Below are 22540 nucleotides of genomic sequence, written 5' to 3'. Positions count from 1 at the left end.
CGTCGTGGCTGATCGCGCAGTTCCCCGCGCCCCTTCGGGGCGCCGGCCCCGAAGCCCCTAGAGCCCGCAGTCACAGCAGGAGCAGCACTCGCAGCACGAGCAGCAGCCCGCGTCACCGCCGCAGTTGTTGCAGCAGCCCTCGCGCTTCTTGCGGGACCAGGGGCCCTCGTACGAATCGGCGCAGCACAGCTTGCAGGTGCAGCACAGGCCGATGGCGACCGCGCACCCCGCCCAGAACCCCCGCTTGCCCGGCTTCGGCGGCTGCGGCTCGAACCCGGGCCCGCCACCGAAACCGCCCGGCCCGCCGGGACCACCGGGCCCCACAGGACCGCCCGGACCGCCGGGCACCCCGCCTCCGTACGGATTGCCGCCTCCGTACGGGGACTGCGGGCCGTACGGACCGCTGGAGGGAGGTCCGTACGGCCCGCCCTGGCCCGGAGGCGGCGGCCCGAAGGAGCCGCCCTGATGTGCCGTCACCTCGTGGCTGTGCCCGCACGCGTCGGTGCCGAAGGCACGGTCCACGGACCGCCCCAGCTCGTGCGCGAGCAGCATGTGGGCGAGCTTGCCGTCGGTGAATTCGGCGTCGCGCAGCGCGAGGCGGATGCCGTGCAGGGCGTCGTCGGCCAGTCGCCTGGCCTCGGTAAGGCCCGTGCCCGTGGCCGTCAGCGGGTTCCAGGCTCCCGACGCGGCGTCAGCTTCCTTGTCCTCCACGGCATCCAGGAGATGCGCGAGCCTGCCGAAGAGCCGCCCCGCCTCGGCGAGCGGCTCGGCGTTGCCCGGCCTGCCCGCGATGACGGCGGTGTGCGCGAAGGCCGCGGCGGTCGCGGTCTCGGTCGGCTCGGTGACCGTGAGCAGGGAGGTGCCGGGGCCCGCCAAGCCCTCGATGCCGACCTGCCGTTCGACGGCGTCCAGCAGGACCGCCGTGTCGAAGCCCACGTCGGCGCCGGTGCGGGCGCCCGCCCGGTCCCAGCTCCGGGCGACCTTGCGGGCGGCGGCGGCCACCGGCCTGCGGGCCAAGAGGCCGTCCCCGTCGACGACGTGGTCCCGTACCTTGGCCGACGCGAGCACCAGCGAGACCGCGGCGGCGAGCCGCGCGCCCTCGCCCTGCGCGACGGACGCGGTGCGCATGCCGCGCAGCGGACAGGGGCCCGCGGTGCGGCGCCAGCCGGTGGACGCCTCGGCCTGAGCCTCCGTCAGAACCGAGATGATCAGGCCGTCGTAGTTGGTCACGACCCGGGCGAACTGCCCGTGGTCACCGCGCAGCGCGAGGCAGAGCCCGCACAGATGCGCCATCCACTGGGTCTTGAGACCCTCGCCCAGGCGATGGCTGCAGGGCCTGACGATTCCGAACATGCGACTCCCCCGTGAGCCTGTTTACGATCAACCGGGGCATCGTATCGAGGAGGTCGTTCACCCGGACGCACCGCCCGTCACCCATACGCCGTGAAGAATCATATTTCACTCACTGTCAGCAGCCGTACACAGCAGGACCCTTGAGGACCACGAGAAACAGCGTGTTGACTCTGCACCAGTCCCGTCACGAAAACCCCGCGCGGCGACTATCCACTTGGCGCACTATCCGCATCATGGACGAACATGGGGATGCGGAACGCAGAAAGCCCGCTGTGAGAGGAGGCGTCCATGGGATCGGTGCGCAAGGCGAGTGCCTGGCTTGGCCTCGTCGACGACAACAACAACGACGAGCGTTACTACGACGGCTATGACGACGACGGAGCCGAGGGACCCGGGGATGCCTGGGTGACCGACCCGCGGGTGCGGGTGGCGAGCGAGGCGGCCGAGGAGGAAGGCCGTCGGATCGGGACCGTGACCCCGGACAGCTTCCGGGACGCGCGCGGCATCGGCGAGCTCTTCCGGTCCGGTGTCCCGGTCATCATCAACCTCACGTCGATGGAGCCCGGCGACGCCAAGCGCGTCGTGGACTTCGCCGCGGGCCTCACCTTCGGCCTGCGCGGCTCCATCGAGCGCGTGGCGACGCGGGTCTTCCTGCTGACCCCCGCCGACACGCACATCGTCAACGGGGAGGCCGCGAGCCGTCCGACGGACGGTTTCTTCAACCAGAGTTAGCGGGCGAGGCCGCTCACCGGAAGGCGTCGAGGCCGGTGAGCGCCTTGCCCAACACCAGCTGATGCATCTCGACGGTGCCTTCGTAGGTGAGCACCGATTCGAGATTCGTCGCGTGCCGCATCACGGGGTACTCCAGCGAGATGCCGTTCGCGCCGAGGATCGTCCGGGAAGTGCGGCAGATGTCGATCGCTTCTCGTACGTTGTTGAGCTTGCCGAAGCTGACCTGCTCGGGACGGAGCCTGCCCGCGTCCAGGCGCCGGCCGAGGTGGTGCGCGAGCAGGATGCCCTTGTGCAGTTCGACCGCCATGTCGGCGAGCTTGGCCTGGGTGAGCTGGAAGCCGCCGATGGGCCTGCCGAACTGCTCGCGCGTCCTGGAGTAGTCGACGGCTGCCTCGAAGGAGGAGCGGGCGGCGCCCATGGCTCCCCAGACGATGCCGTAGCGCGCGTGGGAGAGACAGCTCAGGGGGCCCTTGAGCCCGGTGACCTCGGGCAGCACGGCGTCGGCCGGCAGCCGCACCTCGTCGAGGACCAGCTCACTGGTGACGCTCGCGCGCAGCGACCACTTGTGCTTGATCTCGGGCGCCGAGAAGCCGGGCGTGTCGGTGGGGACGACGAAGCCCCTGATTCCGTCGTCGGTGTGCGCCCAGACCACGGCGACCCCGGCCACCGAACCGTTGGTGATCCACATCTTGCGCCCGGTGAGCACCCAGTCGGTGCCGTCCTTCTTCGCGAACGTGCGCATGGACGCCGGGTCGGAGCCGTGGTCGGGCTCGGTCAGGCCGAAGCAGCCGATGATCTCGCCCGCGGCCATGCCGGGCAGCCAGCGCTGCTTCTGCTCCTCGGAGCCGAAGCGGTGGATGGCGTACATGGCGAGGGAGCCCTGCACGGAGACCAGTGAGCGGATGCCGGAGTCGGCGGCCTCCAGCTCCAGGCAGGCGAGGCCGTACTGGACGGAGCTCGCCCCGGCGCAGCCATAGCCCTCCAGGGACATGCCGAGCGCGCCGATCGAGCCCAGCTCGCGGGCGAGGTCGCGGATGCCGGGCAGCTCGCCCTTCTCGTACCAGTCGGCGATGTGCGGCAGGACGCGGTCGGCCGCCCAGCCGCGGACGGTCTCCCGGATCGCGAGGTCCTCCGGCTCCAGGAGGTCGTCGATGCCGAGGGGGTCGGCGGGGTCGAAGGGCGGCAGGGGCGTACGGCTGCGTGCGGACATCTCGGGCCTCCGGCGGCGCAAAAACTAGCAGTGGTAGTTACTAGGGTTCGCGCCGACGTTACGACGCGGGGTCGCGCAGGAACAAGGGCGTATGGGTGGGGGCATTCCCCGGCCGGGGGCCGGGAAGCACGTCAGCGGACGGACTCCGCGGGGACCTCCGCCTCGGTGCGGGGTGCCGGTACCCCCTGCTCGGGCGGCGCCGCAGGCGTCCCGCACTCCATGGTCCGCGGCAGCTTCAGCGCCATCAGGGCGCCGAGCAGCAGCAGCCCCGCACTGACCAGCAGGGTCACGTGCAGCCCGTGCACGAAGGACTCGCGCGCCGCGGTGCGCAGCGCCTCGCCCGCCCCGCCGCCGAGCCCCGAGGCGACTTGGTACGCCTCGCCGAGCGAGTGGCTCGCGGCGGCGCTCTCCCTGGCGGGGACGCCCTGCACGTTCGAGAGGCCCGGCGCGTACGCGGCGTTCATGACGCTGCCGAGCAGCGCGATGCCGATGCCGGCGCCCAGTTGGTACGAGGTCTCGCCGATCGCCGCGGCGCCGCCCGCCTGCGACTGGGGAGCCTCGCTGAGCATCGATTCGTAACTGCCGAAGAGCGTGGTCTGCAGGCCGAGGCCGAGCAGCACGAAGCTGGTGATCATCAACGGGTCGTTGATCTGGTCGCCCATGCCGGTGAGCACCACCACGGCCACCGCGGTCAGGGTGAAGCCGGAGGCGACCATCACGCGCGGGCCGAAACGGTGCAGGAACTTCGACCCCGCGAGGCCCGCCACCATCGCGGCGACGGTGAGCGGCACGAGCCGCATGCCGGTCTCCAGCGGCGAGAGGCCGAGCACCAGCTGCAGATACTGCGCGGCGACCAGCTCCAGGCCCACCAGGGCGAGCATCGCGAGGACGATGCAGCCGAGCGAGGTGCTGAACGCGGGCCGCGCGAACATCGACAGGTCTATCAGCGGGTGCTTGCGCCGTCGCTGCCTGCGGACGAAGCCGATCAGGAGGGCCACGCCGACGAAGAACGAGAGGAGGGTCGTCATGCCGAACGGCGACTCTCCGCTGCCCGCCCGCTTCACCGCGAACACCAGACCGAAGAGACCGCCCGCGGCCATCAGCGCCCCGACGACATCCCACGGCCCGTCGCGATCCCCCGTCGACTCGGGAAGCAGCAGCCGCCCGATGGGCAGGCTGACCAGCATCAGCGGGATGTTTATGAGGAAGACCGAGCCCCACCAGAAGTGCTCGAGCAGGAAACCGCCGAGCAGCGGTCCGCCCGCGGCGCCGATTCCGGCCACCGCGCTCCACACGCCGATGGCGACGGCGCGCTCACGCCGGTCGGGGAAGACCTGGCGCAGGATCGAGAGCGTCGCGGGCATGATCATCGCGCCGCCGATGCCGAGCAGGGCGCGGGCCGCGATCAGGATCTGGGCGTTGTCCGCCGTGGCGGCCACGGCGGACGCCACGCCGAAGAGGGCGTAGCCGAGCAGGAGCACCCGTCTGCGGCCCACCCGGTCGCCGAGGGTGCCGAAGAGGATGAGCAGCGAGGCGCAGACCAGCGGATAGACGTCCACGATCCACAGCAGCTCTATGCCGCCGGGCTTCAGGTCCTCCGTGACCGCGGGCACCGCCACGTGCAGGACGGTGGCGTCCACGGCGACGAGCAGCAGGCTTACGCAGAGAACGACGAGCACCAGCCAGCGGTTGGCGCCACCCTGCGACCCGGGTACCCGACGGCCGGAAGGAGCGGTGGCCGTGGTTGAACCCGACATGTGCGATACCTCCCAGTGATCCCTCGCATCGGCGGCCCCGCGGGACGTGATCTCCCAGCTGGCGGCAACGAAGGGCGAGTGAGCCGTCAGAGTACGCGAGTTCACGGCAGTGGCGCGTGGCGGACCTCTCACGGTTGAGCGGAGAGGGTGTGGCGTACGCCACGCTGCCCACGCCTGGACCACGCACCCGACCGGGTGGCCGGTTCCCGCCTACGCCGATAATCGTGCCCGTGAACGACCTTGATCAGTGCCCGCCGCCTTCGTACGGGGCCCGTGCGGGTGCCGCGCTGCACCGCGCGGCACCCGCGCTCCTCGCCTATGCCGGGGTGCGCGCCCTCGGGGTCGCGGTGCTCGCGGTGTGGAGCGCGGCGGCGGGCAAGAGCCCGCACACGCTCCTCACGGCCCGCTGGGACTCGCTCTGGTACACCCGCGTCGCCGAGTTCGGCTACGGCTGGGAGGTGAGGCTGCCGGACGGCAGCGTCCACTCGAACCTCGCGTTCTTCCCGCTGCTGCCGTGGCTGGAGCGGCTCGTCTCGGCGGTCAGCCCGCTGTCGTACGCCGACGCGGGCCTGGTGGTGAGCTGGCTCGCGTCGCTCTGCGCCGCCGCGGGGATCTTCGCGATCGCCGATCACCTCTACGGGCGACACGCGGGGATCTGCGCGGTCACCCTGTGGGCGGTCCTGCCCGTGGGGATCGTGCAGTCGATGGCGTACAGCGAGTCCCTCTTCACGGCGCTCGCGGCCTGGTCGCTGTACGCGGTGCTCACCGGGCGCTGGGTGTGGGCGGGCGTGCTCGCCTCCTGCGCGGGGCTGACCCGTCCCGTGGGCGCGGCGGTCGTCGCGGCGATCTGGGTGTCGGCGGCCGTCCGCATCCGGCGGGAGCGGTCGGCGGACCGGCGGATGCTCCTCGGGGCGGTGCTCGCCCCGCTGGGCGCCGCGGGCTACGTCCTGTGGGTCGGCCGGCGCACCGGCGACGGCATCCTCGGCTATCTCGACGTCCAGGCGGGCTGGGGCAACGGCTTCGACTTCGGCTACGCCTTCGCCCGCTTCATCGGCGACAAGTTCACCGCCTTCCCCGCGGCCCTCGCGGGGGTCGGTCTGCTCGTCGGGGTCGCGCTGGTGATCTGGCTCTACGTCGTCGGCGTACGCGGGAGGCAGCCCCTGCCGCTGCTCGTCTACACCGGGATCGTCGTGGCGCTCGCCCTGTGCGCCGCGGGCTATTTCGGCTCGAAGCCGCGCCTCCTGCTGCCCGCCTTCCCGCTCCTCCTGCCCCTCGCCGTGGCGCTCGCCCGGCTGCGTACGTCCAGGTCAGCCCTTGTCCTGGGGGGTGTGGCCGCGGCGAGCGCGGTGTACGGGGCGTTCTGGTTGAACGGCTCGGGTCCGCCATGATCGTTTCCGGAGTTCCGGTGAGCGCGGGGGAAATTCCACACCAGGCTACGGTGAACTAATTCATAAGCGCCATAAAACAGCCGTAGAAATGATCAACGAATTCAGTACGGGACTCCCGGCCTAATAGGGAAAACGCCGGAATAAACCCCCGTCTGAGATCAATGCCACATCACATCGTCATCACAAAGACACCGATTCGGCCTAGTCACACACTCACTCGCTGTAACGTCGATTGGGTGCGTACCGAACGAAACCTCACCCGTCTGGACCGGGTCTTCGCCCGTCTCGACCGTGAGCCGGAACGACCGGCCGGCCTCGATGTACCGAGGATGAGCAGGCACCGGATCGTGCTCTTCAGCGCGACCCTGGCCTTCTACCTCGCCATCGTGGTCGCCGTGCTGGCCACCTCGTGGCTCGTGCGGTTCGACTGGCAGGTCATGTTCTTCCGGCCCTATCAGCAGTGGCCCGAGATCCACGCCTTCCTCGACTACTGGGTGGTCCTGGGCCAGCGCGGCCCGACGGCGGTGATGGTCGCGGCCTGGCTGGGCTGGCGCTCCTGGCGCCAGCACACGATCCGCCCGCTCCTGACGTTCGGCGCGGCCCTGCTGCTCCTCAACGTCACGGTCGGCGCCGCCAAGATCGGCATGGGCCGCCTCGGCCCGCACTACGCCACCACGATCGGCGCCAACGAGATGTGGCTCGGCGGCGATATATTTCCTTCGGGACACACCGCCAATGCCGTGGTGACCTGGGGAATCCTGGCCTACATGGCCTCCACCCCGCGCACCCGCCGCTATCTCTCGGCGCTCTCCGCCGTGGTCTCCCTCAGCGTCGGCCTGACCACCGTCTACCTCGGCACGCACTGGCTGAGCGACGTGTTCCTCGGCTGGGCGGCCGGTCTGCTCGTCCTGCTGGCGCTGCCCTGGGTGGAGCCGCTGCTCACCCGCGTCGAGGGCTGGATCTTCCACGTGCGCGACCTCTGGCGCTCCCGCCGTGCGGGCTCCGCCGTCCCGGCGCCGGTCACCCCGGTCCCCGCGATGGTGCCCCAGCCCGCCCCCGCGGCAGCGACGGACGAGCCCCCGCACCGCGAGCCGGTCGGCTCCGCACGCCCCGCCCGCGCCCCGGCCTACCTCGCGCCGGGCCCGCACACACCGCGCTCCGAGCGCAGCCCGGTCACCCCGGCGGGCAGCCGCCGCCCGCCGCACTCCGAGCGCGCCTCACGCGCCGCCACGTCGCCCCGCCCGGTGGCCGGCGGCTAGGCCCCGAAGACAGCGGGGGCCGGTACGCACAACCCTCCCCCGCATCGCGAAAGGCCCCGGTTCCGTCACGGAACCGGGGCCTTTCGCCTGTCTCGGCCGTACGTCGTGCCGCGTCGGCGGCCGTCAGCCCTTCCAGCAGCGGATCACGACGCCTTCCTTGACCTCGAAGTTGAGCCGCCCCGCGAGGTACTCCATCGTGATGATCGCGCCCGGCGGCAACGACCTGACGGTGGACCAGCCGCGCGCGCGGGCCTGCTGCTCGGCGCCCTCGGCCGCGAGGCCCACGTAGGCGTCCAGGCTGTCCTGGGGTTCGGCGGGAGGGGTCGGAATAGGTGCCATGTCCGCCACGTTAGGCGGCGCGGCCCGGCCGGGGAAGGCCGTAGCCGGACACCATGGGTCACCGGTCCCCCTCCGGTCACGCTTTTGTCACAGGATCACGACACGCGTTTCCCCTTAACTCCGTCACACGTACGGGCGGTTGTGTAGTTGTTCCGACGTGATTCCCGGATTTACCGCCGCCTCCTTGACGGCGCCGGGAATCGGCCGTAATAGCACGGCGGGAAAACGGCCGGGACGGCTTTACGCACCCTGTGCAATTTCCTCGTTTCCGGGCGCCCGAAGGGATGTGACGGCGCATGGGGAATTCACGGTTCCAGCACGGCGTTCCCGTACGCCCCCTGTCGGAGTCGGGGTGACGCGAGCATCATGGCCCCGGTTGGCATGCCCGGGGTGCGCGACGGCGAAGGGGCGAGCGTATGGGGACCGAGACCGCAACGGCGCAGGCGCGACCCGTCCGGCAGAGGACCCCCGGCCGGCTCCTGGTGGACTGGCTGACCACCACCGACCACAAGAAGATCGGTCACCTGTACCTGATCACGTCCTTCGTGTTCTTCCTCGCCGCGGGCCTGATGGCGCTGATGATGCGGGCCGAACTGGCCCGCCCCGGCCTCCAGCTGATGACGAACGAACAGTTCAACCAGGCGTTCACCATGCACGGCACGATCATGCTGCTGCTCTTCGCGACGCCGACCTTCGCGGGCTTCGCCAACGAGATCATGCCGTTGCAGATCGGCGCGCCCGACGTCGCCTTCCCGCGGCTCAACATGCTCTCGTACTGGCTGTTCCTGTTCGGCGGCCTGATGGTGCTCGGCTCGCTCCTGGTGCCCGGCGGCCCGGCGAACTTCGGCTGGTTCGCCTACGCGCCGCTCAACAGCATGGAACGGTCGCCGGGGATCGGCGCCGACTTATGGATCATGGGGCTTGCGCTCTCCGGGTTCGGCACGATCCTGGGCTCGGTGAACTTCCTGACGACCATCATCGGGATGCGGGCGCCCGGCATGACGATGTTCCGGATGCCCGTCTTCACCTGGAACGTCCTGTTCACTTCGATCCTGGTGCTGCTCGCGTTCCCCGTGCTCGCCGCCGCGCTGCTCGTCCTGGAGGCGGACCGGCGCTTCGGCGCCATGGTGTTCGCCCCGGAGAACGGCGGTGCGCTGCTGTGGCAGCACCTTTTCTGGTTCTTCGGGCATCCCGAGGTCTACATCATCGCGCTGCCGTTCTTCGGGATCATCTCCGAGATCATCCCGGTGTTCAGCAGGAAACCGATCTTCGGCTATCTGCCCCTGATCGGCGCGACGATGGCCATCACCGGGCTCTCGGTCGTCGTGTGGGCACACCACATGTTCGCCACGGGCGCGGTGCTGCTGCCCTTCTTCTCCTTCATGTCCTTCCTCATCGCGATCCCCACGGGCGTGAAGTTCTTCAACTGGACCGGGACGATGCTCAAGGGCTCGCTGTCGTTCGAGACGCCGATGCTGTGGGCGATCGGCTTCCTGGTGAGCTTCCTCTTCGGCGGGCTCACCGGCGTCATCCTGGCCTCGCCGCCGCTCGACTTCCACGTCACCGACTCGTACTTCGTCGTGGCCCACTTCCACTACGTGGTGTTCGGCACCGTCGTCTTCGCGACCTTCGGCGGCTTCTACTTCTGGTGGCCGAAGCTCACGGGCAAGATGCTCGACGAACCGCTCGGCAAGATCCACTTCTGGACGCTCTTCGTGGGCTTCCACCTCACGTTCCTCGTCCAGCACTGGCTGGGCGCGGAGGGCATGCCGCGGCGGTACGCGGACTACCTGGCGGCGGACGGCTTCACGGTGCTCAACACCATCTCGTCCATCGGCGCGTTCCTGCTCGGCATGTCCACGCTGCCGTTCCTCTACAACGTCTGGAAGACAGCCAAGTACGGCAAGAAGGTCGACGTCGACGACCCCTGGGGCTTCGGCCGCTCCCTGGAGTGGGCCACCGCCTGCCCGGCGCCGCGCCACAACTTCGTCACGCTGCCCCGGATCCGCTCGGAGTCCCCGGCGTTCGATCTGCACCATCCGGAGTACGCGGCGTTCCCGCCCCCGGAGCCGTCTGGGCCGTCTGGGCCGTCGGAAGCCCAGCACCCTGATCCGCAGACCGAACACCCCGGTCCAGGGCCCGGCTGAGGAGGTCCCGCGCCGAGCCGAGCCGCTCGGTGAAGCCGGCCGGCTCGACGACCTGGAACTCGAAGCCCATCAGCAGGACATGGATGACCATGACGTCCAGGCTCGTGGCGCCCGTGCGCAGCAGACAGCTGTGGTCGGTCTCCGCCTCCAGCGTGCCGTCCGACGGAGAGACCCGCTGGGCCGCCTCCTCAAGCGGCACCAGGAGCCGGAACACCGCCTGTGCCGCGTACGCGCGCGTGGAGACGCCCTTGGAGACGTACGCGGCGAGATCGTCGGCGGGCGGGGTGCGCGGCGCGAAACGGGGGCCGTGCGGCGGCCGGGGTTCGATGCGGTCCGCGCGGAAGGTGCGCCAGTCGTCGCGCTCCACGTCCCAGGCGACCAGGTACCAGCGGCGCTCGGTGCAGACGAGGCGGTGCGGTTCGACGGTGCGGCGGGTCGAACTGCCGCCGTGGTCGCGGTAGTCGAAGCGCAGGCGCTCCGCGTCACGGCAGGCGTGCGCGAGTTCGGTCAGTACCGAAGGGTCGACGCTCTGCTGCTGCGGGCTGCGCAGCATCGGCACCGTGAACGCCGTCAGCGCGCCGACCCGGCGCCGCAGCCTGCTCGGCAGCACCTGCTCCAGCTTGGACAGGGCGCGTACGGAGGTCTCGCCGATGCCCTCGATGCCCTGTCCCGCGGCGGTGCGCAGACCGACGGCCACCGCGACCGCCTCGTCGTCGTCCAGGAGCAGCGGCGGCAGCTCCGCGCCCGCGCCGAGCTGGTAGCCACCGCCCGTGCCGGGGCTGGCGTTCACGGGGTAGCCGAGTTCGCGCAGCCGGTCCACGTCACGCCGCACCGTGCGCGGGGTGACGCCGAGCCGGTCGGCGAGGTCCGCGCCCGACCAGTCGCGGTGGGCCTGCAGCAGCGAGAGCAGGCGGAGCAGTCGTGCGGAGGTCTCCAACATGGAGCCGATTGTGCCCGGCGTCGCGGACAACCACGGTCCGCGATGGCGCCGGGCTCCCGTAAGCCCTGTCCGCGTCAGGCCGGTTCGCGTCAGGCCGGTTCGCGTCAGGCCGGTTCGCGTCAGGCCGGTTCGCGTCAGGCCTGTTCGCGTCAGCCCTGTTCGCGTCAGTCCTCGACCGCGTTCGCCTCGCGGATCCGTACGGAGAGGTCGTTGTCGTTCGTGTAGTACATCCCCGCGTCCAGCGGGCCGTGCGCCTCGGTGTCGAGCCGCGCCGACGGGTAGGTGAAGATCTGCTTCTTGTCCGGCACGTCGTCCAGGAGCCGGGCGAGCCGGATCCGCGGCCCGCTCCCGCCCGCCGGGCGCAGCCAGAGGTCCCAGGGCCCCGGGCCGTCGGCCGCGAGCACGTCGCAGTCCAGGGCGAAGCCGAACTCCGCTCCGTCGGCGGTCAGTTCGTAGCGCTCGATCCGGTCGGGCTCCCCGCGGCGGGACGCCTCGGCGCAGGCGGCGCCGGTCAGCGCGGTGCCGTACACGCGGCCCTGCGCGGTGACCGAGGTGCCGGCGATCTTCAGCTCGCCGATCTCGGCGTGCGGTGCGCGCAGCCAGCTGCGTACAGAAAGGTTTCCCTGCTTGGTGGCGTACGGAATGCGGACGGAGATGTAGCCGCGGGCCCCGCTGGGGGCGCGGTCGACGAGGGAGCGCAGGTCGTTCACGCCGGGGGCGAGGCGGCGCGGGGTGCCTCCCCCGACCTCCGCGTAGGCGTTCCAGCGGCCCTCGGCCAGCTCGACGCTGCTGGGCAGCGCGGCCCGCAGCCTGCCGTCGGCGGCCGGGGACAGCGGCAGGCGCACGTCCTCGTCGGCGGACGCGGCATCGCGGCGGCGCAGCAGGAGGTAGGCGGCGCCCTCGCCGCCGGGGTCGGTCACGTCGAAGGTGAGCCCGCCCGCCGAGTCGGCTATGCAGTCCGCGCGCGGTGCCGCGGCGACGTCCTGATCGACACCGGCGTCGCAGGGCGATGAGGCGTCCGAGGTGGCCAAGGCCGTCATGCGGTGGATCCTTTCGTCTGTATGCCGCTGGTCGGTACCCCGTGTCCCATGTCCCGCACCGCGTACGCGCCGCCCAGCAGGGCGCCCCGGGTGCGGTGCAGCGATCCGCGCACCCGGCCGCCGAAGGAGCTGCCGCGGGCGACCATCCCGGTGAACATCGCGTCGTAGCGCTCGGCGATGCGGGTCGGGTCGAAGCGCTCGGAGTCCTCGAGGGCCGCACCCGCCATCTGCCGGCGCAGTGTGTCGTTGTTGATCAGTTCGAGCAGGCCGCCCGCGATCGCGTCGGGGTTGCCGACCTCGACGAGGCGTCCGTCGACGCCGTTCTCGATGATCTCGCCGGGGCCGTGCGGGCAGTCGGTGGCGACGACGGGCAGGCCGCAGCGCATGGCCTCGACGATCGTCATGCCGAAGGATTCGAGGCTGGAGGTGACGGCCGCGATGGAGCCCTTGGCCCACTCGGGCTCGATGGGGTGGGCGGGACCCATCAGGAAGACGTGGTTGTAGAGGCCGAGTTCGTCGATCAGGGCGCGCAGCTTGTCCTTCTGCTTGCCGCCGCCGTAGATCCGAAGGCGCCAGTCGGGGCGCTCGGCGCGGACCTGGTCGAAGGCCCGTATCAGCAGGTCGTAGCGTTTGACGGGGGCGAGGCGCCCCGCCGCCACGACCCATTTCTGGTTGCCGTCGGCGGGTTCGATGCCGGGTGCGGGGACGGGGTTGGGCACGGCCTGGACGTGGACTCCGGGCAGGCGCATCTTGCGGCGGTAGGCGCGGGCGTCGGCCTCGGTCGTCGTGGTCAGGACGTCGAGGCGGGGGTAGACGCTGCGCAGCTGGCGGCGCAGGTCCTTGGAGTGGCTGTCGAGCGTGAGGTGCTCCTGGCCGACGCGCAGCGGTCCGCGCGCGGCCTCGCGTGCGATGTGCACGTTCAGGCCGGGGCGGGTACCCACGACCACGTCGGCGCTGAGCGAGGAGAGGTGCTCGGCGATCCGCCGGTCGGTGAGGGCGTTGTACTGGCGGTAGCGGCCTTCCGCGCTCGGGAACGTCCGGGCGGGCCGCAGGGCGTCGGGGGTCTCTCCCTCGTAGCCGGGGCTTTCCTTGCGCATGTCGACGAGGTGACTCAGCCGGACGCGGGAGCCGGGCGAGAACACGGGTTCGTCGCGGTGCCGGAAGACGGAGACGATCTCGACGTCGTGCTGCTCGGCGAGCGTGTTCGCCAAGTTGTACGTCGTCCGGATCGTCCCGCCGATTCCGTACGCGTTGTGAATAAGGAAAGAGATGTGCATGCGTCCCCGTATCCCACGCTTCCCCGCGGACAGTCCTTCTCGTCCGCCTACCGCAGGGTTAGACGGGGATTACGGTCAGAGGGTTGGGTTTCATCATCATCTTGTTCCTCAACAGTTGTGCCTTTGGTACGCGGCTCCGGGAACTTTCCTGCCGTTTACACGCATCATGGCTGGTAGGAGAGCTGCGGCACGTGGAAGCAGTTTTTGTTCATGTCGCCTTGTGTGACCCAGCCCTCACTGTCCTTCCAGCGGGCCACCGACACACAGGTCATACGGGTCTCCGGCGGATCGGCCCGTTCCTCATACGTCACCGGAAGCAGCAGCCCCCGGGCGGTGTATGACTTACCCCGGTGCATAAAGCGGTCGACGCACGCGCGCGTGACGTCCTGCCGGCACGACGTCGCCGCGTCGGTGAACCACATGGCGGCCGCCCAGCCCTCCAGCTGCCACTGACCGAGATCCTTGTGCCCCTTCATGGCGTCGCGGAACTCGCGTACCGCCGGATGATCCGTGTCCTCGTAGTTGCGGCTGGCTCCGGTGGCCCACAGGGCGTTGCGGCAGCGCGGTGCGTCCTTGTAGTCGTCCGCCACCGATGAGGTCCAGTTCTGGACGTTGGTGACCTTGGCGGTGACGTTCGCCCCCACCTCGTCCATGGCCTCGCACAGCCGGGCGTTGCCATGGGTGTCCATCGCGTCGAAGACCAGGTCGGCGCCCTGCTCCTTGAGGTCGGCCGCCGCGGCGCGGAAGTTGGGCAGCGCGAAGTCGACCTGCTCGGTGATCACCTTGTAGCCCTCGGCCTTCAGACCGCGGGTGACGAGGCGGGCGTAGGCGGCGGACGCGGCCTGGTTGTAGGAGACGACGGCGGCGGTCCGCGCTCCCTGCTCCCGCTTGAAGTAGCGGTAGACCTCGGTGCCGCCGATCAGCTTGCCGCCCCAGCCCGGCTTCCCGTTCCGCGGGGCGAGGCTGCCGTAGATCCCGTACAGATGCGGATAGGTGTCGTACGCGGACCCGATCGGCTGCCCGCCGATGTCGGGCACGCCGGCGCCGGAGACACGGGAGGCCCCGGCGTAGTCGAGGGAGCTGGTGGCGACGAGCGCCACGACGCGTTCCTCCTCGACCAGCTTGCGCACGCACGCGCTGTTGCCGACGCCGCTGCCGCCGTCGTCGCACGTGCGCACCTCGACCTTGCGGCCGCCGATCCCGCCGCGCGCGTTCAGCCGCTCGAAGTACGCCTTGGCCCCGTCCCTCGGCCCGGTGAACGCGGAGCCGCCGACCGGGCTGGTCGCGCTGGTGATGATGCCGACCCTGACCGGCGCCCCCGCGGGGGCGGGCGCGGTGCCGCGGCCCTCGAAGTCGCTCTCGGGGAGCCGGCTGCCGCAGCCCGCCACGGCCACGAGCAGCGCGGCCACCGCGAGGGTCTCAGCAACCCGGACCGGGCGACTCATTGCCGCTCAGCTTCACCAGTGCGCAGAGAGTCTTGACGGACACCTTCCAGGTGCCGTCCTGGTTGACGGAGGTGCCCGCGGCGTCGGGCAGCGCGGTGGCGCCCTTGAGGGTGAGTGCGTACGTCACGTCCGCCTCGGTCGCCGAGCCGAACTCGACCTTGTTGACGTCGGCGCTGACCTGCTTGCCGCGCTCGTCGCCGCTGAAGCTCTTCAGGACGGCGCTCATCTTCGGGCCGTCCTCCAGGACGGCCTCCTTGTCCTTCATGGAGACGGCGGGGTCGAAGAACTTCTCGAAGTTCTCCTTGACCTCTTTCTCGGCCGCCGCCGGGTCCGCGGGCGCGGAGGCGTCGTCCGAGGGGGCGTCCGTGTCATCGGTAGGGGCGTCCTGCGTGTCCTGAGCGGTCTTCTCTGCGGACGGCTTCGGCGGATCGCTCTCGCCGCCCCCGCCGCTGTCGTCGCCGCACGCCACGGCGGCCGGAGCGACGAGCAGGACCGCGGCTGCCGCCATCGCCGCGCTGTGCACCCTTCCCCGCTTGAGATCGCTCCCCCGCCTGGGGCTGGTCCAGAGAACCATCTGGTTCACCACCGGGTGTCGGTCCGAGCCGTCACGGCCCGGAGCTTTCAGGGTCGGCTTCCAGAAGGCATAGTGCAATCCATTGACTGACATGGACAGCCCATCGACGTGACTGACGTGTTCCAGGGGGCCCATATGCGGGCGGCTCGACCGGATCAGACAGCTCGTTCGGCCCGGCTCCGTGCCGTGCACCCCGTCCTCTGGGCGGCCTTCGCCGCCCTCGCCGTCGGTGCGGTGCTCTGCGTGTTCGGCTGGTACGGCATGTCGGGCGAACGCTTCGCCGAGCGGCAACTCCCGTATCTGGCGTCCTGCACGGTGCCGGGCGCGGCCCTGATCGTCGCCGGGACCGTCCTCTTCACCCACGGCAGAAGCACCCTGGCCACGGCGCGCGTCGAGGAACTGTACGAGCTTCTGGTGACGGCGGGCACGGCTCCCGCCGACGCGGGGCGGGCCCAACCGGTGGCGACCAGCGGCGACATGCTGATGATCCCCGGCGGCACCCTCTGGCACCGGGCGGACTGCCCCCTGGTGGCGGGGAAGCCGAAGGCGGTCCCGGCCGACGCCCGCATCATCGCGACCGGCGATCTGAGCCCGTGCCCCATCTGCGAACCGGAACCGGCCACCGCCGCCCCGCCGTCCCCGGAGCGATGACCCGGTGTCCTCCCTGAGCTACGACCTGACGCTGGCCGGGCTCGCGGTCGGCAGCGCGGCGGCCCTCACCGGAATCGGCCTGATCGTCACGTACCGCGCGACCGGTGTCCTCAACTTCGCGCACGGCGCGATCGCGATGGTCTGCGCCTACGTTCTGCGCCATCTGACGGTGGAATGGGACTGGCCCCTGCCCCTGGCCACGGCATGCACGCTCCTCCTCGTCGCCCCGGCCATCGGCCTGCTCCTGGAGAAGGCCGTGTTCCGCCCCCTGTCGGTCCCGGGCAGCGACCCGGCCCGGACCCTGGTGGCGTCCATCGGCGTCTTCATCCTCCTGGTCGGCGGCGCCGCGCTGATCTGGGGTCCGGGAGCCAGGGCGGACGCCCCCGTCCTCGTGTCGGCGGACCCCTGGGCCCAGTTGGCGGTGACGGCCGTCCTCGCCGCCGCGGTCTGGGCGGTCACCCGCTGGACCCGCTTCGGCGGCGAACTGCGGGCCGTGGTCGACAACCGACCCCTCGCGGTCCTCAGCGGCATCGACGCGGACCGGGTGGCCTCGGCGGGCTGGGCGTTCGGCGCCTTCACGGCGGGCCTCACCGGCGTACTGCTCGCCCCCTTCGTACGCCTCGACCCGTACGGGATGCCGCTCCTCGTGATGGAGGTGGTGGCGGTGGCGGTGGCGGCCCGCATGCGGAGCCTGTTCGTCGCGATCACGGTGGCCCTGGGAATCGGCGTGGCCCAGAGCCAGCTGACCCGCCTGCACCCGTCCGGCTGGGCGGAACCGCTCCTCCAGGCGCTGGGGGCGAACCTCTTCGTGGTGGCCCTGCTGATCGCGGCCCTCGTGCTTCCCGGCATCGGCTCGCACAACACACTCCCCCGTACGGCGACGGCGCGCGTCCCGACACCGCCGGGCGCGTGGATCGTGGCGGCGGTCCTCTTTCTCATCCCGCTGGGCTTCGCGGGCTCGGACCTGACCACGGCGGTCCAGGTCCCGGCGCTTGCCGTCATCCTGCTCTCCCTGGTGGTCGTCACCGGCAGAGGCGGCCAGATCTCCCTGGGCCAGGCGGCGTACGCGGGTCTGGGCGCGCTCTTCACCGCGCTCCTGACGGCGGGCCGCTTCCCCGGCCTGCCCGAACTCCCCCACCTCCCCGCCCTGGCCGTGGCCGTGCTGCTCGTGGCGCCCCTCGGCCTGCTCACCGGCTGGCCCGCGATCAGCCGCCGCGGCCTCGCGCTCGCCCTGGCCACGTTCGCCGTCGGCGTCGGGGTCAGCCGCTTCGTCTTCGCCCAGCCGTACGCGACGTCGGGGCTCGCCCTCGACCGCCCGGCGGGCTTCGACAGCGACCGCGCGTTCTACGTCCTCGAACTGGCGCTGCTCGCCGCGGCGCTGCTCTTCGCGGTCGGCATGCGCCGGGGCCGCATCGGCCGGGCGCTGGCCGCGATGCGGGACCACGAGGCGGGGGCGGCGGCCGCGGGGGTGCCGGTGCGCACCCTGAAACTGACGGCCTTCGTCGCCGGTGCGGCGCTTGCCGCGCTGGGGGGCGGGATGCTGGGCATGGGGTTACGGGCCTTCGATCCCGCCGCGTACGACCCCGTGCGGGGGCTTCTCTGGTTCGCGGCGGTGGTGGTCCTCGGCGCGGACAGTCTGCTGGGTGCGCTGCTGGCGGCGGCGCTTCTGGTGGGCCTGGACGCGGGGACGCGGGGCGGGGTGGCGGCGGCGCTGATCGGTGTCCTCGCCCTGCTGGTGGGGCGCTTTCCCGGTGGGCCGTACGAGGCCCTGCGGGCCGCTGCCTCGGGGGTTTTACGCCGGCCTTCCCTGACGCCGCTGGGCAGGCGGGCCCGCAGCGCGCTTTCCCTCTCCTCGGGGGCGCCCGGCGTCCGTCCCTCCACGAACATGCCCTCCCACCCACCCGCCCGAATACCCCGCGTCCGCCCCTGGACGAACAACCTTTCCCCCTCACCCACCCCTCAGCCACCAGACAATGCCAAGCCGCTGACGGCCCACCACCTCACCGCCGCCTACGACGGATTCACCGCCCTCGACGGCGTCGACCTGTGCGTGCCCCCCGGCCGCATCACCGCGGTGGTAGGCCCCAACGGAGCGGGCAAGAGCACCCTCTTCCACTGCCTGGCCGGCACCCTCCGCCCCGCATCGGGCCGCATCACCCTCGGCGGCCGCGACATCACCCGCACCCCCGCCTACGCCCGCACCCGCCTGGGCGTGGCCCGTACGTTCCAGCAGCTGGCGGTCTTCCCCTCGCTGACCATCACGGAGAACGTCCGGGTCGGCACCGAACAGGGAAGGCTCAGGCACTCCGCCCCCGAGGCCACCGCCCAGGCCCTGCGCCTCCTCTCCCTGCACGAAGGAGCGACCCGCGACCATCCCGCCGCGGACCTCCCCACCGGCACCCTCAGACGCGTGGAACTGGCCCGCGCCCTGGCCGGCGGGCCCCACACGCTCCTCCTCGACGAACCGGCGGCGGGCCTGGACACCGCCGAAGTCGCCGCGCTGGCCCGCGTCCTGCGGGCCCTCGCCGCCGACGGCATGGCGCTCCTGGTGGTCGAGCACGACATCGACCTGGTCGCGAACCTCGCCGACACCGTTCACGTCATGGCAGCGGGCCGCATCGTCACGTCGGGCCCGCCCACCGAAGTCCTGCAGAGGGCGGTCCCATGAGAACCGGCATCCAACTCCGCGAGGCCCGCGTCCGCTACGGCCCCCTGGAAGCCCTGCACGGCGTGACCCTCGCCGCCCCCTCCCCCGGCCTCACCGTCCTCCTGGGCCGGAACGGCTCCGGCCGCACGACGGCACTGCGCGCCCTGGCCGGCACGGCCCCCCTCACCGCCGGCACCATCACCTGGGACGGGACGGACGTCACCCGGCTCTCCGCGCACGCACGCGCGACGCGGGGCCTGTGCTTCGTACCGGACGGCCCCGCGGTGTTCGGCCACCTCACCGTCGACGAGAACCTGAGCCTGTCCGGCTCCGAGGCGCGGACCGACATCACCGCGGCCCTGGAGGCGTTCCCCGAACTGCGCCCGCTGCTCTCCCGCCGGGCGGGCACCCTCTCCGGCGGCGAACAGCGCATGCTCGCCCTCTCCCGTGCCCTCCTCGCGAAGGACGCCCGGGTGTTCCTCGTCGACGAACCCACGCAGGGCATGTCCCCCGCCGTCGCGTCCCGGACGTACGACCTCCTCGTCGGCCTGAGCACGGGCTCCTGCGTCCTCACCGCGGAACAGCGGCTGCCGCCCGGCCTGCGTGAACACGCGAGCCGGACGGCAGTGGTGGTGCACGAGCTGCGCCGTGGCGCGGTCGTGTTCAGCGGGGAGGCCGGCGAACTCAGCCGCCGGGGCAGGCCCTGACGGACCACCGGTTACGACCACGGCCCACGGACTACGGGCTACGGGCTACTTCGAGGCGGCCTTCTCCGGAGCGCTCTCCTCGGGGACAGAGCCGGTCTCCTTCGGAGCAACCTTGTCCGGAGCGACCTTCTCCGGAGTGGCCTGCTTCGAAGCGCCGGTCTCCGGAGCGGCCTCCTTGGAAGCAGCCTCCTTGGGAGCCGCGGTCTCCTTTGGAGCGCCGGTCTCCTTACCGGCCTCCTCCGGAGCGGTCTTCTTCGGAGCGGCCGTCTTCGGAGGCGTCTTCTTCGGCGGGGTCTTCTTCGGGGCGTCCTTCTTCGGAGCACCCTTCTTGGGCGCGTCCTTCTTGGGCGCGTCCTTCTCCGGAGCGTCCTTCTTCGAACTGACCTTCTTCCGGATGACCAACTCGGTGCCGACGCCGAGCACGTCGGGCCGGCTCCCCACGGCCTTGCGGTTGGCTTGATACAGCGCTTGCCAACCGCCCTTCACCTTGTACTCCCGGGCGATGGAGCTCAGCGTCTCCCCCCGCTTCACGACGTGCACGAGGAGGTGCCCGTCCCGGATCTCCTTGGGGATCTTCTTGGAGCACACGGGCCAGGCCTTCCACCCCTGGCTGCGCAGCACCTTCTCGGCGACCTTGATCTGCTCCTTCTTGGTGGCGAGGTCGGCACGCGGCGCGTACTTGAGCCCGCCGTACGCCTCCCAGGTGGGCTGGTAGAACTGCAGCCCTCCGTAGAAGCCGTTTCCGGTGTTCACGTTCCACCGGCCGCTGCTCTCGCACTTGGCGAGGCAGTTCCAGGGCCCCTCGGCGCGGGAGCACTCGCCCGCCGCCGAGACGGCGGGCCGGAGCCCCGGCAGGGCCGGTGCGGGTGCCGCGGAAGCGGATACCGGCAGTACCAGCGAGGAGACAGCCGCGACGACCAGACCAGCGGGCCACAGCGACCGAAGACTCTTGATCGGCATCGGATACATCCGGACACGCTAGGCAGCGTCAACACGGCGAAGAGCCGTGCCGCGCCGCCACGGGCGCGCGGCCCCACCCGGTCGGACGACCGGGCGGGGCCGCTCCCCTGCGAGAGGGAACTCAGAGATCCAGCCGCTGCCCGGGCAGAATCATGTTCGGATCCGATCCGATGACCGCCTTGTTGGCGGCGTACACCTTGTGCCAGCTCACACCGTGCGCCGCCGCGATCCGGCTCAGGGTGTCCCCCTGCCGGACGGTGTAATCACCGCGCCCGGAGCCCCGGTCGACGTGACCGGGCGTCCGCTTCAGCGGCTCGGCGGGCCGCTGCTTGACCGCCTTGGGTGCCTTGGGGGCCGGAGCGGCCTTGGGGGCCGCCTTGGCGGCTGCCGCCCCCGGCGCGCTGCCGGACGCACCCGCCCGCACCGAACAGCTCGGCCAGGCGCCCCACCCCTGAGCACGCTGGACCTTCGTCGCCACAGCTATCTGCTGCGCCTTGGACGCCCGGTCGGCGGTGGCCGCATAGGCCCCTCCGCCGTACGCGCGCCAGGTGGAAGCGGAGAACTGCAGTCCTCCGTAGTAGCCGTTCCCGGTGTTGATGCTCCAGTTTCCGCCGCTCTCGCACTGAGCGATGCGATCCCACACTCCGCTGTCCGCCGCTGCGGCCTGGCCGGTGGCGGTGAGCAGTCCCAACGGGGCGAGCAACACCGCTCCGCCGATCACTGCTGTCCTGCGAACGCACTTGGGACGTGCGGACATGAATATCCCTCTCGAAGGACCCGGGATCCCCCTGGTGTCCCGGACCTCCTCGCGCGTCTGGCGCCGGAGGTCCGCTCACCCCGTCCGCCGGAGTTCGGCACTCCTGTGCCGCGGTGCTTGAGCTGGCTGGTGCGGCCGGCGGACGTACCCGAGCGGTGCTCGCTGCACACGGCGGTGGAATCTAGGCGGCTGCTCGCCCCGATATCAACCAACTCCTTGTCATTCCAGGCCAGTTAGCCGTTACCCGAGGTATCGTCCATTTCAAGCCAACCACTTAATTCACAGATTTCCATATTTGTCGACCTGTCGGCATGATGATCTGTGACCCAGTTCACCTGCGCAACTTCCGTGTACGCAGAAGGCGTTGGCGCGGAGTGACGGATTCCAGCGGACAACTCACCCTCCGCTGCGGATGGTTCGATTCCGTTCGCCTTCGCGCGTGACTTGCGCCACTGATCGCCCGTTGTCTCCTTTGAGCCGGGCATCCCCGGCCCGCACGCTACGAATCCGAGGAGCCCCCCGTGCCGCGCATGCTCGACGTCGGCGACGACGTACGCGCCGAGATCGGCGACGAAGAAGCCGACCGGCTGCTGGCCGGAGAAAACGCTCCGGGCAGCTACGACTGCACGTCCTGCCGGACCCCCGGCGACACAGAGCAGGAACGCACCAGCACGGTCCTGTTCATCGGCGACGAAACCGCCGTGCTCGCCTTCGCCCACGCCACCTGCCTGCCCTCGCAGATCGTCCAGGTCTCCGAGGAGCAGCTGCAGGGCGCCGTGCGCTCGATCACCGGCGAGGACGGCACCGGCCTCGCCGGCGTCCCGGCACCCGGACCCGGCGAAGGAGCGCCCGACCAGGCGGTCCTCGGCGTGACCAGCGGTCTCGTCCTCATCGACGGAGAGCTGCGGCCCGCGCTCGTCGTCGAGCCGACCGGCGCCATCGCGCGCCCCGGCACCGAGTCCGGCGGCGACAACTTCCTGCAGCTCCTGGTCGAGCAGGGCTTCACTCCGGTGGCGTCCCTCGACGGCCTGCCGCCGGTCCTGCACGGCTGGTCGGTGCTGCTCGCCGCGGGCCAGCTGCACGCGGTGCTCCAGCCCGGCGCCGACGGCGGCGCCCCCGTCGCCTGGTGGCAGGCCCACCACCCGCTCCAGGTCACCGAGGCCTGGCGGTCCGCGGCCAACAAGCTGCAGTCGGTGCTCCTGTTCGCGGCGCCGGTCGGCTCCATCGGCCGCCAGCCGCGCGAGGACCTGCTGCGCGGCGCCCTGGACAAGGCGGCGGCACACGGACGCCTGGTCGCCGCGGCGATGCCGCTCGCCGGAACCTGAGCCCGAGCGGGCCGCGCAGTCGAAAGCGGCGC

The 22540-nt window shown here is 71.2% G+C and carries 18 protein-coding genes and 1 pseudogene; 8 read left to right on the top strand and 11 right to left on the bottom strand.

Features of this window, described 5'->3' with window-relative positions; genetic code table 11:
- Positions 1 to 57 precede the first annotated feature (57 nt).
- On the bottom strand, positions 58 to 1353 hold the full coding sequence (locus ABZ906_RS42045) for a DUF5685 family protein (protein ID WP_361391894.1): 1296 nt from the start codon (positions 1351 to 1353) through the stop codon (positions 58 to 60).
- Positions 1354 to 1641: 288 nt separating this feature from the next.
- Between ABZ906_RS42045 and ABZ906_RS42040 the strand changes: the two genes are divergently transcribed.
- On the top strand, positions 1642 to 2085 hold the full coding sequence (locus ABZ906_RS42040) for a cell division protein SepF (protein ID WP_361195829.1): 444 nt from the start codon (positions 1642 to 1644) through the stop codon (positions 2083 to 2085).
- A 13-nt stretch (positions 2086 to 2098) separates the two neighbouring features.
- Here the strand turns inward: ABZ906_RS42040 and ABZ906_RS42035 are convergent, their stop codons facing one another.
- Positions 2099 to 3295, bottom strand: a complete 1197-nt coding sequence (locus tag ABZ906_RS42035; RefSeq protein ID WP_361195831.1) for an acyl-CoA dehydrogenase family protein — start codon at positions 3293 to 3295, stop codon at positions 2099 to 2101.
- Positions 3296 to 3426: 131 nt separating this feature from the next.
- Positions 3427 to 5052 carry an MFS transporter gene (locus tag ABZ906_RS42030; protein WP_361195832.1) on the bottom strand — a complete coding sequence of 542 codons (1626 nt, stop codon included), beginning with the start codon at positions 5050 to 5052 and terminating at the stop codon, positions 3427 to 3429.
- Between the two features lie 230 nt (positions 5053 to 5282).
- On the opposite strand from ABZ906_RS42030, the gene ABZ906_RS42025 reads away from it, so the two are divergent.
- A complete protein-coding gene (locus ABZ906_RS42025) occupies positions 5283 to 6440 on the top strand; it encodes a glycosyltransferase family 39 protein (RefSeq protein ID WP_361391891.1) in 1158 nt (385 codons plus the stop codon).
- A 236-nt stretch (positions 6441 to 6676) separates the two neighbouring features.
- On the top strand, positions 6677 to 7699 hold the full coding sequence (locus tag ABZ906_RS42020; protein WP_361195836.1) for a phosphatase PAP2 family protein: 1023 nt from the start codon (positions 6677 to 6679) through the stop codon (positions 7697 to 7699).
- 123 nt (positions 7700 to 7822) lie between these two features.
- On the opposite strand, the gene ABZ906_RS42015 is transcribed toward ABZ906_RS42020, so the two are convergent.
- Positions 7823 to 8038: an I78 family peptidase inhibitor gene (locus tag ABZ906_RS42015; RefSeq protein WP_361195838.1), complete on the bottom strand. Its 216-nt coding sequence runs from the start codon at positions 8036 to 8038 to the stop codon at positions 7823 to 7825.
- A gap of 416 nt (positions 8039 to 8454) precedes the next feature.
- Between ABZ906_RS42015 and ctaD the strand changes: the two are divergent.
- Positions 8455 to 10092, top strand: a pseudogene (ctaD, locus tag ABZ906_RS42010) (cytochrome c oxidase subunit I); the annotation flags it as partial.
- Here ctaD and ABZ906_RS42005 read toward each other — a convergent pair.
- The 5 genes from ABZ906_RS42005 to ABZ906_RS41985 all read right to left on the bottom strand — a co-directional run bounded on the left by ABZ906_RS42005 (position 10028) and on the right by ABZ906_RS41985 (position 15395).
- A complete protein-coding gene (locus ABZ906_RS42005) occupies positions 10028 to 11125 on the bottom strand; it encodes a YafY family protein (RefSeq protein WP_361391888.1) in 1098 nt (365 codons plus the stop codon). The pseudogene ctaD and the gene ABZ906_RS42005 overlap by 65 nt on opposite strands.
- Positions 11126 to 11289: 164 nt before the next feature.
- The gene (locus ABZ906_RS42000; protein WP_361195842.1) at positions 11290 to 12165 is read right to left on the bottom strand and encodes a hypothetical protein; all 876 of its coding nucleotides are present in this window, start codon (positions 12163 to 12165) and stop codon (positions 11290 to 11292) included.
- Positions 12162 to 13442, bottom strand: coding sequence for a glycosyltransferase family 4 protein (locus tag ABZ906_RS41995; protein WP_361195844.1), 1281 nt, complete (start codon positions 13440 to 13442; stop codon positions 12162 to 12164). The genes ABZ906_RS42000 and ABZ906_RS41995 overlap by 4 nt, the downstream gene beginning before the upstream one ends.
- Before the next feature lie 164 nt (positions 13443 to 13606).
- Positions 13607 to 14887, bottom strand: a complete 1281-nt coding sequence (locus ABZ906_RS41990) for an ABC transporter substrate-binding protein (RefSeq protein WP_361391885.1) — start codon at positions 14885 to 14887, stop codon at positions 13607 to 13609.
- Positions 14862 to 15395: a hypothetical protein gene (locus ABZ906_RS41985; RefSeq protein WP_361195848.1), complete on the bottom strand. Its 534-nt coding sequence runs from the start codon at positions 15393 to 15395 to the stop codon at positions 14862 to 14864. Before ABZ906_RS41985 ends, ABZ906_RS41990 begins: the two co-directional genes overlap by 26 nt.
- Before the next feature lie 201 nt (positions 15396 to 15596).
- Here ABZ906_RS41985 and ABZ906_RS41980 point away from each other — a divergent pair, with 201 nt between their 5' ends.
- From ABZ906_RS41980 to ABZ906_RS41970, 3 genes are read left to right on the top strand one after another with little or no spacing between them, the layout of a single operon-like run.
- Complete coding sequence (locus tag ABZ906_RS41980; RefSeq protein WP_361195932.1) at positions 15597 to 16112, top strand: hypothetical protein; 516 nt, start codon at positions 15597 to 15599, stop codon at positions 16110 to 16112.
- Positions 16113 to 16116: 4 nt separating this feature from the next.
- Positions 16117 to 18780: an ATP-binding cassette domain-containing protein gene (locus tag ABZ906_RS41975; RefSeq protein ID WP_361391882.1), complete on the top strand. Its 2664-nt coding sequence runs from the start codon at positions 16117 to 16119 to the stop codon at positions 18778 to 18780.
- Positions 18777 to 19466 (top strand): ATP-binding cassette domain-containing protein, encoded by a 690-nt coding sequence (locus ABZ906_RS41970; protein ID WP_361391879.1) that lies wholly within the window; start codon positions 18777 to 18779, stop codon positions 19464 to 19466. The genes ABZ906_RS41975 and ABZ906_RS41970 overlap by 4 nt, the downstream gene beginning before the upstream one ends.
- 45 nt (positions 19467 to 19511) lie before the next feature.
- On the opposite strand, the gene ABZ906_RS41965 is transcribed toward ABZ906_RS41970, so the two are convergent.
- The gene (locus tag ABZ906_RS41965; RefSeq protein ID WP_361391876.1) at positions 19512 to 20435 is read right to left on the bottom strand and encodes a transglycosylase family protein; all 924 of its coding nucleotides are present in this window, start codon (positions 20433 to 20435) and stop codon (positions 19512 to 19514) included.
- 112 nt (positions 20436 to 20547) lie between these two features.
- A complete protein-coding gene (locus ABZ906_RS41960; protein WP_361391873.1) occupies positions 20548 to 21183 on the bottom strand; it encodes a transglycosylase family protein in 636 nt (211 codons plus the stop codon).
- A gap of 521 nt (positions 21184 to 21704) precedes the next feature.
- Here ABZ906_RS41960 and ABZ906_RS41955 point away from each other — a divergent pair.
- Positions 21705 to 22508: a hypothetical protein gene (locus tag ABZ906_RS41955; RefSeq protein ID WP_361195857.1), complete on the top strand. Its 804-nt coding sequence runs from the start codon at positions 21705 to 21707 to the stop codon at positions 22506 to 22508.
- Positions 22509 to 22540 lie beyond the last annotated feature (32 nt).

Origin of the sequence: Streptomyces sp. NPDC046925 (assembly GCF_040644915.1) — a bacterium.
Lineage (GTDB): Bacteria > Actinomycetota > Actinomycetes > Streptomycetales > Streptomycetaceae > Streptomyces.
Note: the sequence above shows the minus strand (reverse complement) of the source record. Positions and strands in the feature narration are given on the sequence as shown.

Coding starts and splice junctions, on each gene's coding strand:
- ABZ906_RS42045 (WP_361391894.1), bottom strand. CDS start 1,353: ATGTTCGGAATCGTCAGGCCCTGCAGCCATCGCCTGGGCGAGGGTCTC.
- ABZ906_RS42040 (WP_361195829.1), top strand. CDS start 1,642: ATGGGATCGGTGCGCAAGGCGAGTGCCTGGCTTGGCCTCGTCGACGAC.
- ABZ906_RS42035 (WP_361195831.1), bottom strand. CDS start 3,295: ATGTCCGCACGCAGCCGTACGCCCCTGCCGCCCTTCGACCCCGCCGAC.
- ABZ906_RS42030 (WP_361195832.1), bottom strand. CDS start 5,052: ATGTCGGGTTCAACCACGGCCACCGCTCCTTCCGGCCGTCGGGTACCC.
- ABZ906_RS42015 (WP_361195838.1), bottom strand. CDS start 8,038: ATGGCACCTATTCCGACCCCTCCCGCCGAACCCCAGGACAGCCTGGAC.
- ABZ906_RS42005 (WP_361391888.1), bottom strand. CDS start 11,125: ATGTTGGAGACCTCCGCACGACTGCTCCGCCTGCTCTCGCTGCTGCAG.
- ABZ906_RS42000 (WP_361195842.1), bottom strand. CDS start 12,165: ATGACGGCCTTGGCCACCTCGGACGCCTCATCGCCCTGCGACGCCGGT.
- ABZ906_RS41995 (WP_361195844.1), bottom strand. CDS start 13,442: ATGCACATCTCTTTCCTTATTCACAACGCGTACGGAATCGGCGGGACG.
- ABZ906_RS41990 (WP_361391885.1), bottom strand. CDS start 14,887: ATGAGTCGCCCGGTCCGGGTTGCTGAGACCCTCGCGGTGGCCGCGCTG.
- ABZ906_RS41985 (WP_361195848.1), bottom strand. CDS start 15,395: ATGGCGGCAGCCGCGGTCCTGCTCGTCGCTCCGGCCGCCGTGGCGTGC.
- ABZ906_RS41980 (WP_361195932.1), top strand. CDS start 15,597: ATGCGGGCGGCTCGACCGGATCAGACAGCTCGTTCGGCCCGGCTCCGT.
- ABZ906_RS41970 (WP_361391879.1), top strand. CDS start 18,777: ATGAGAACCGGCATCCAACTCCGCGAGGCCCGCGTCCGCTACGGCCCC.
- ABZ906_RS41965 (WP_361391876.1), bottom strand. CDS start 20,435: ATGTATCCGATGCCGATCAAGAGTCTTCGGTCGCTGTGGCCCGCTGGT.
- ABZ906_RS41960 (WP_361391873.1), bottom strand. CDS start 21,183: ATGTCCGCACGTCCCAAGTGCGTTCGCAGGACAGCAGTGATCGGCGGA.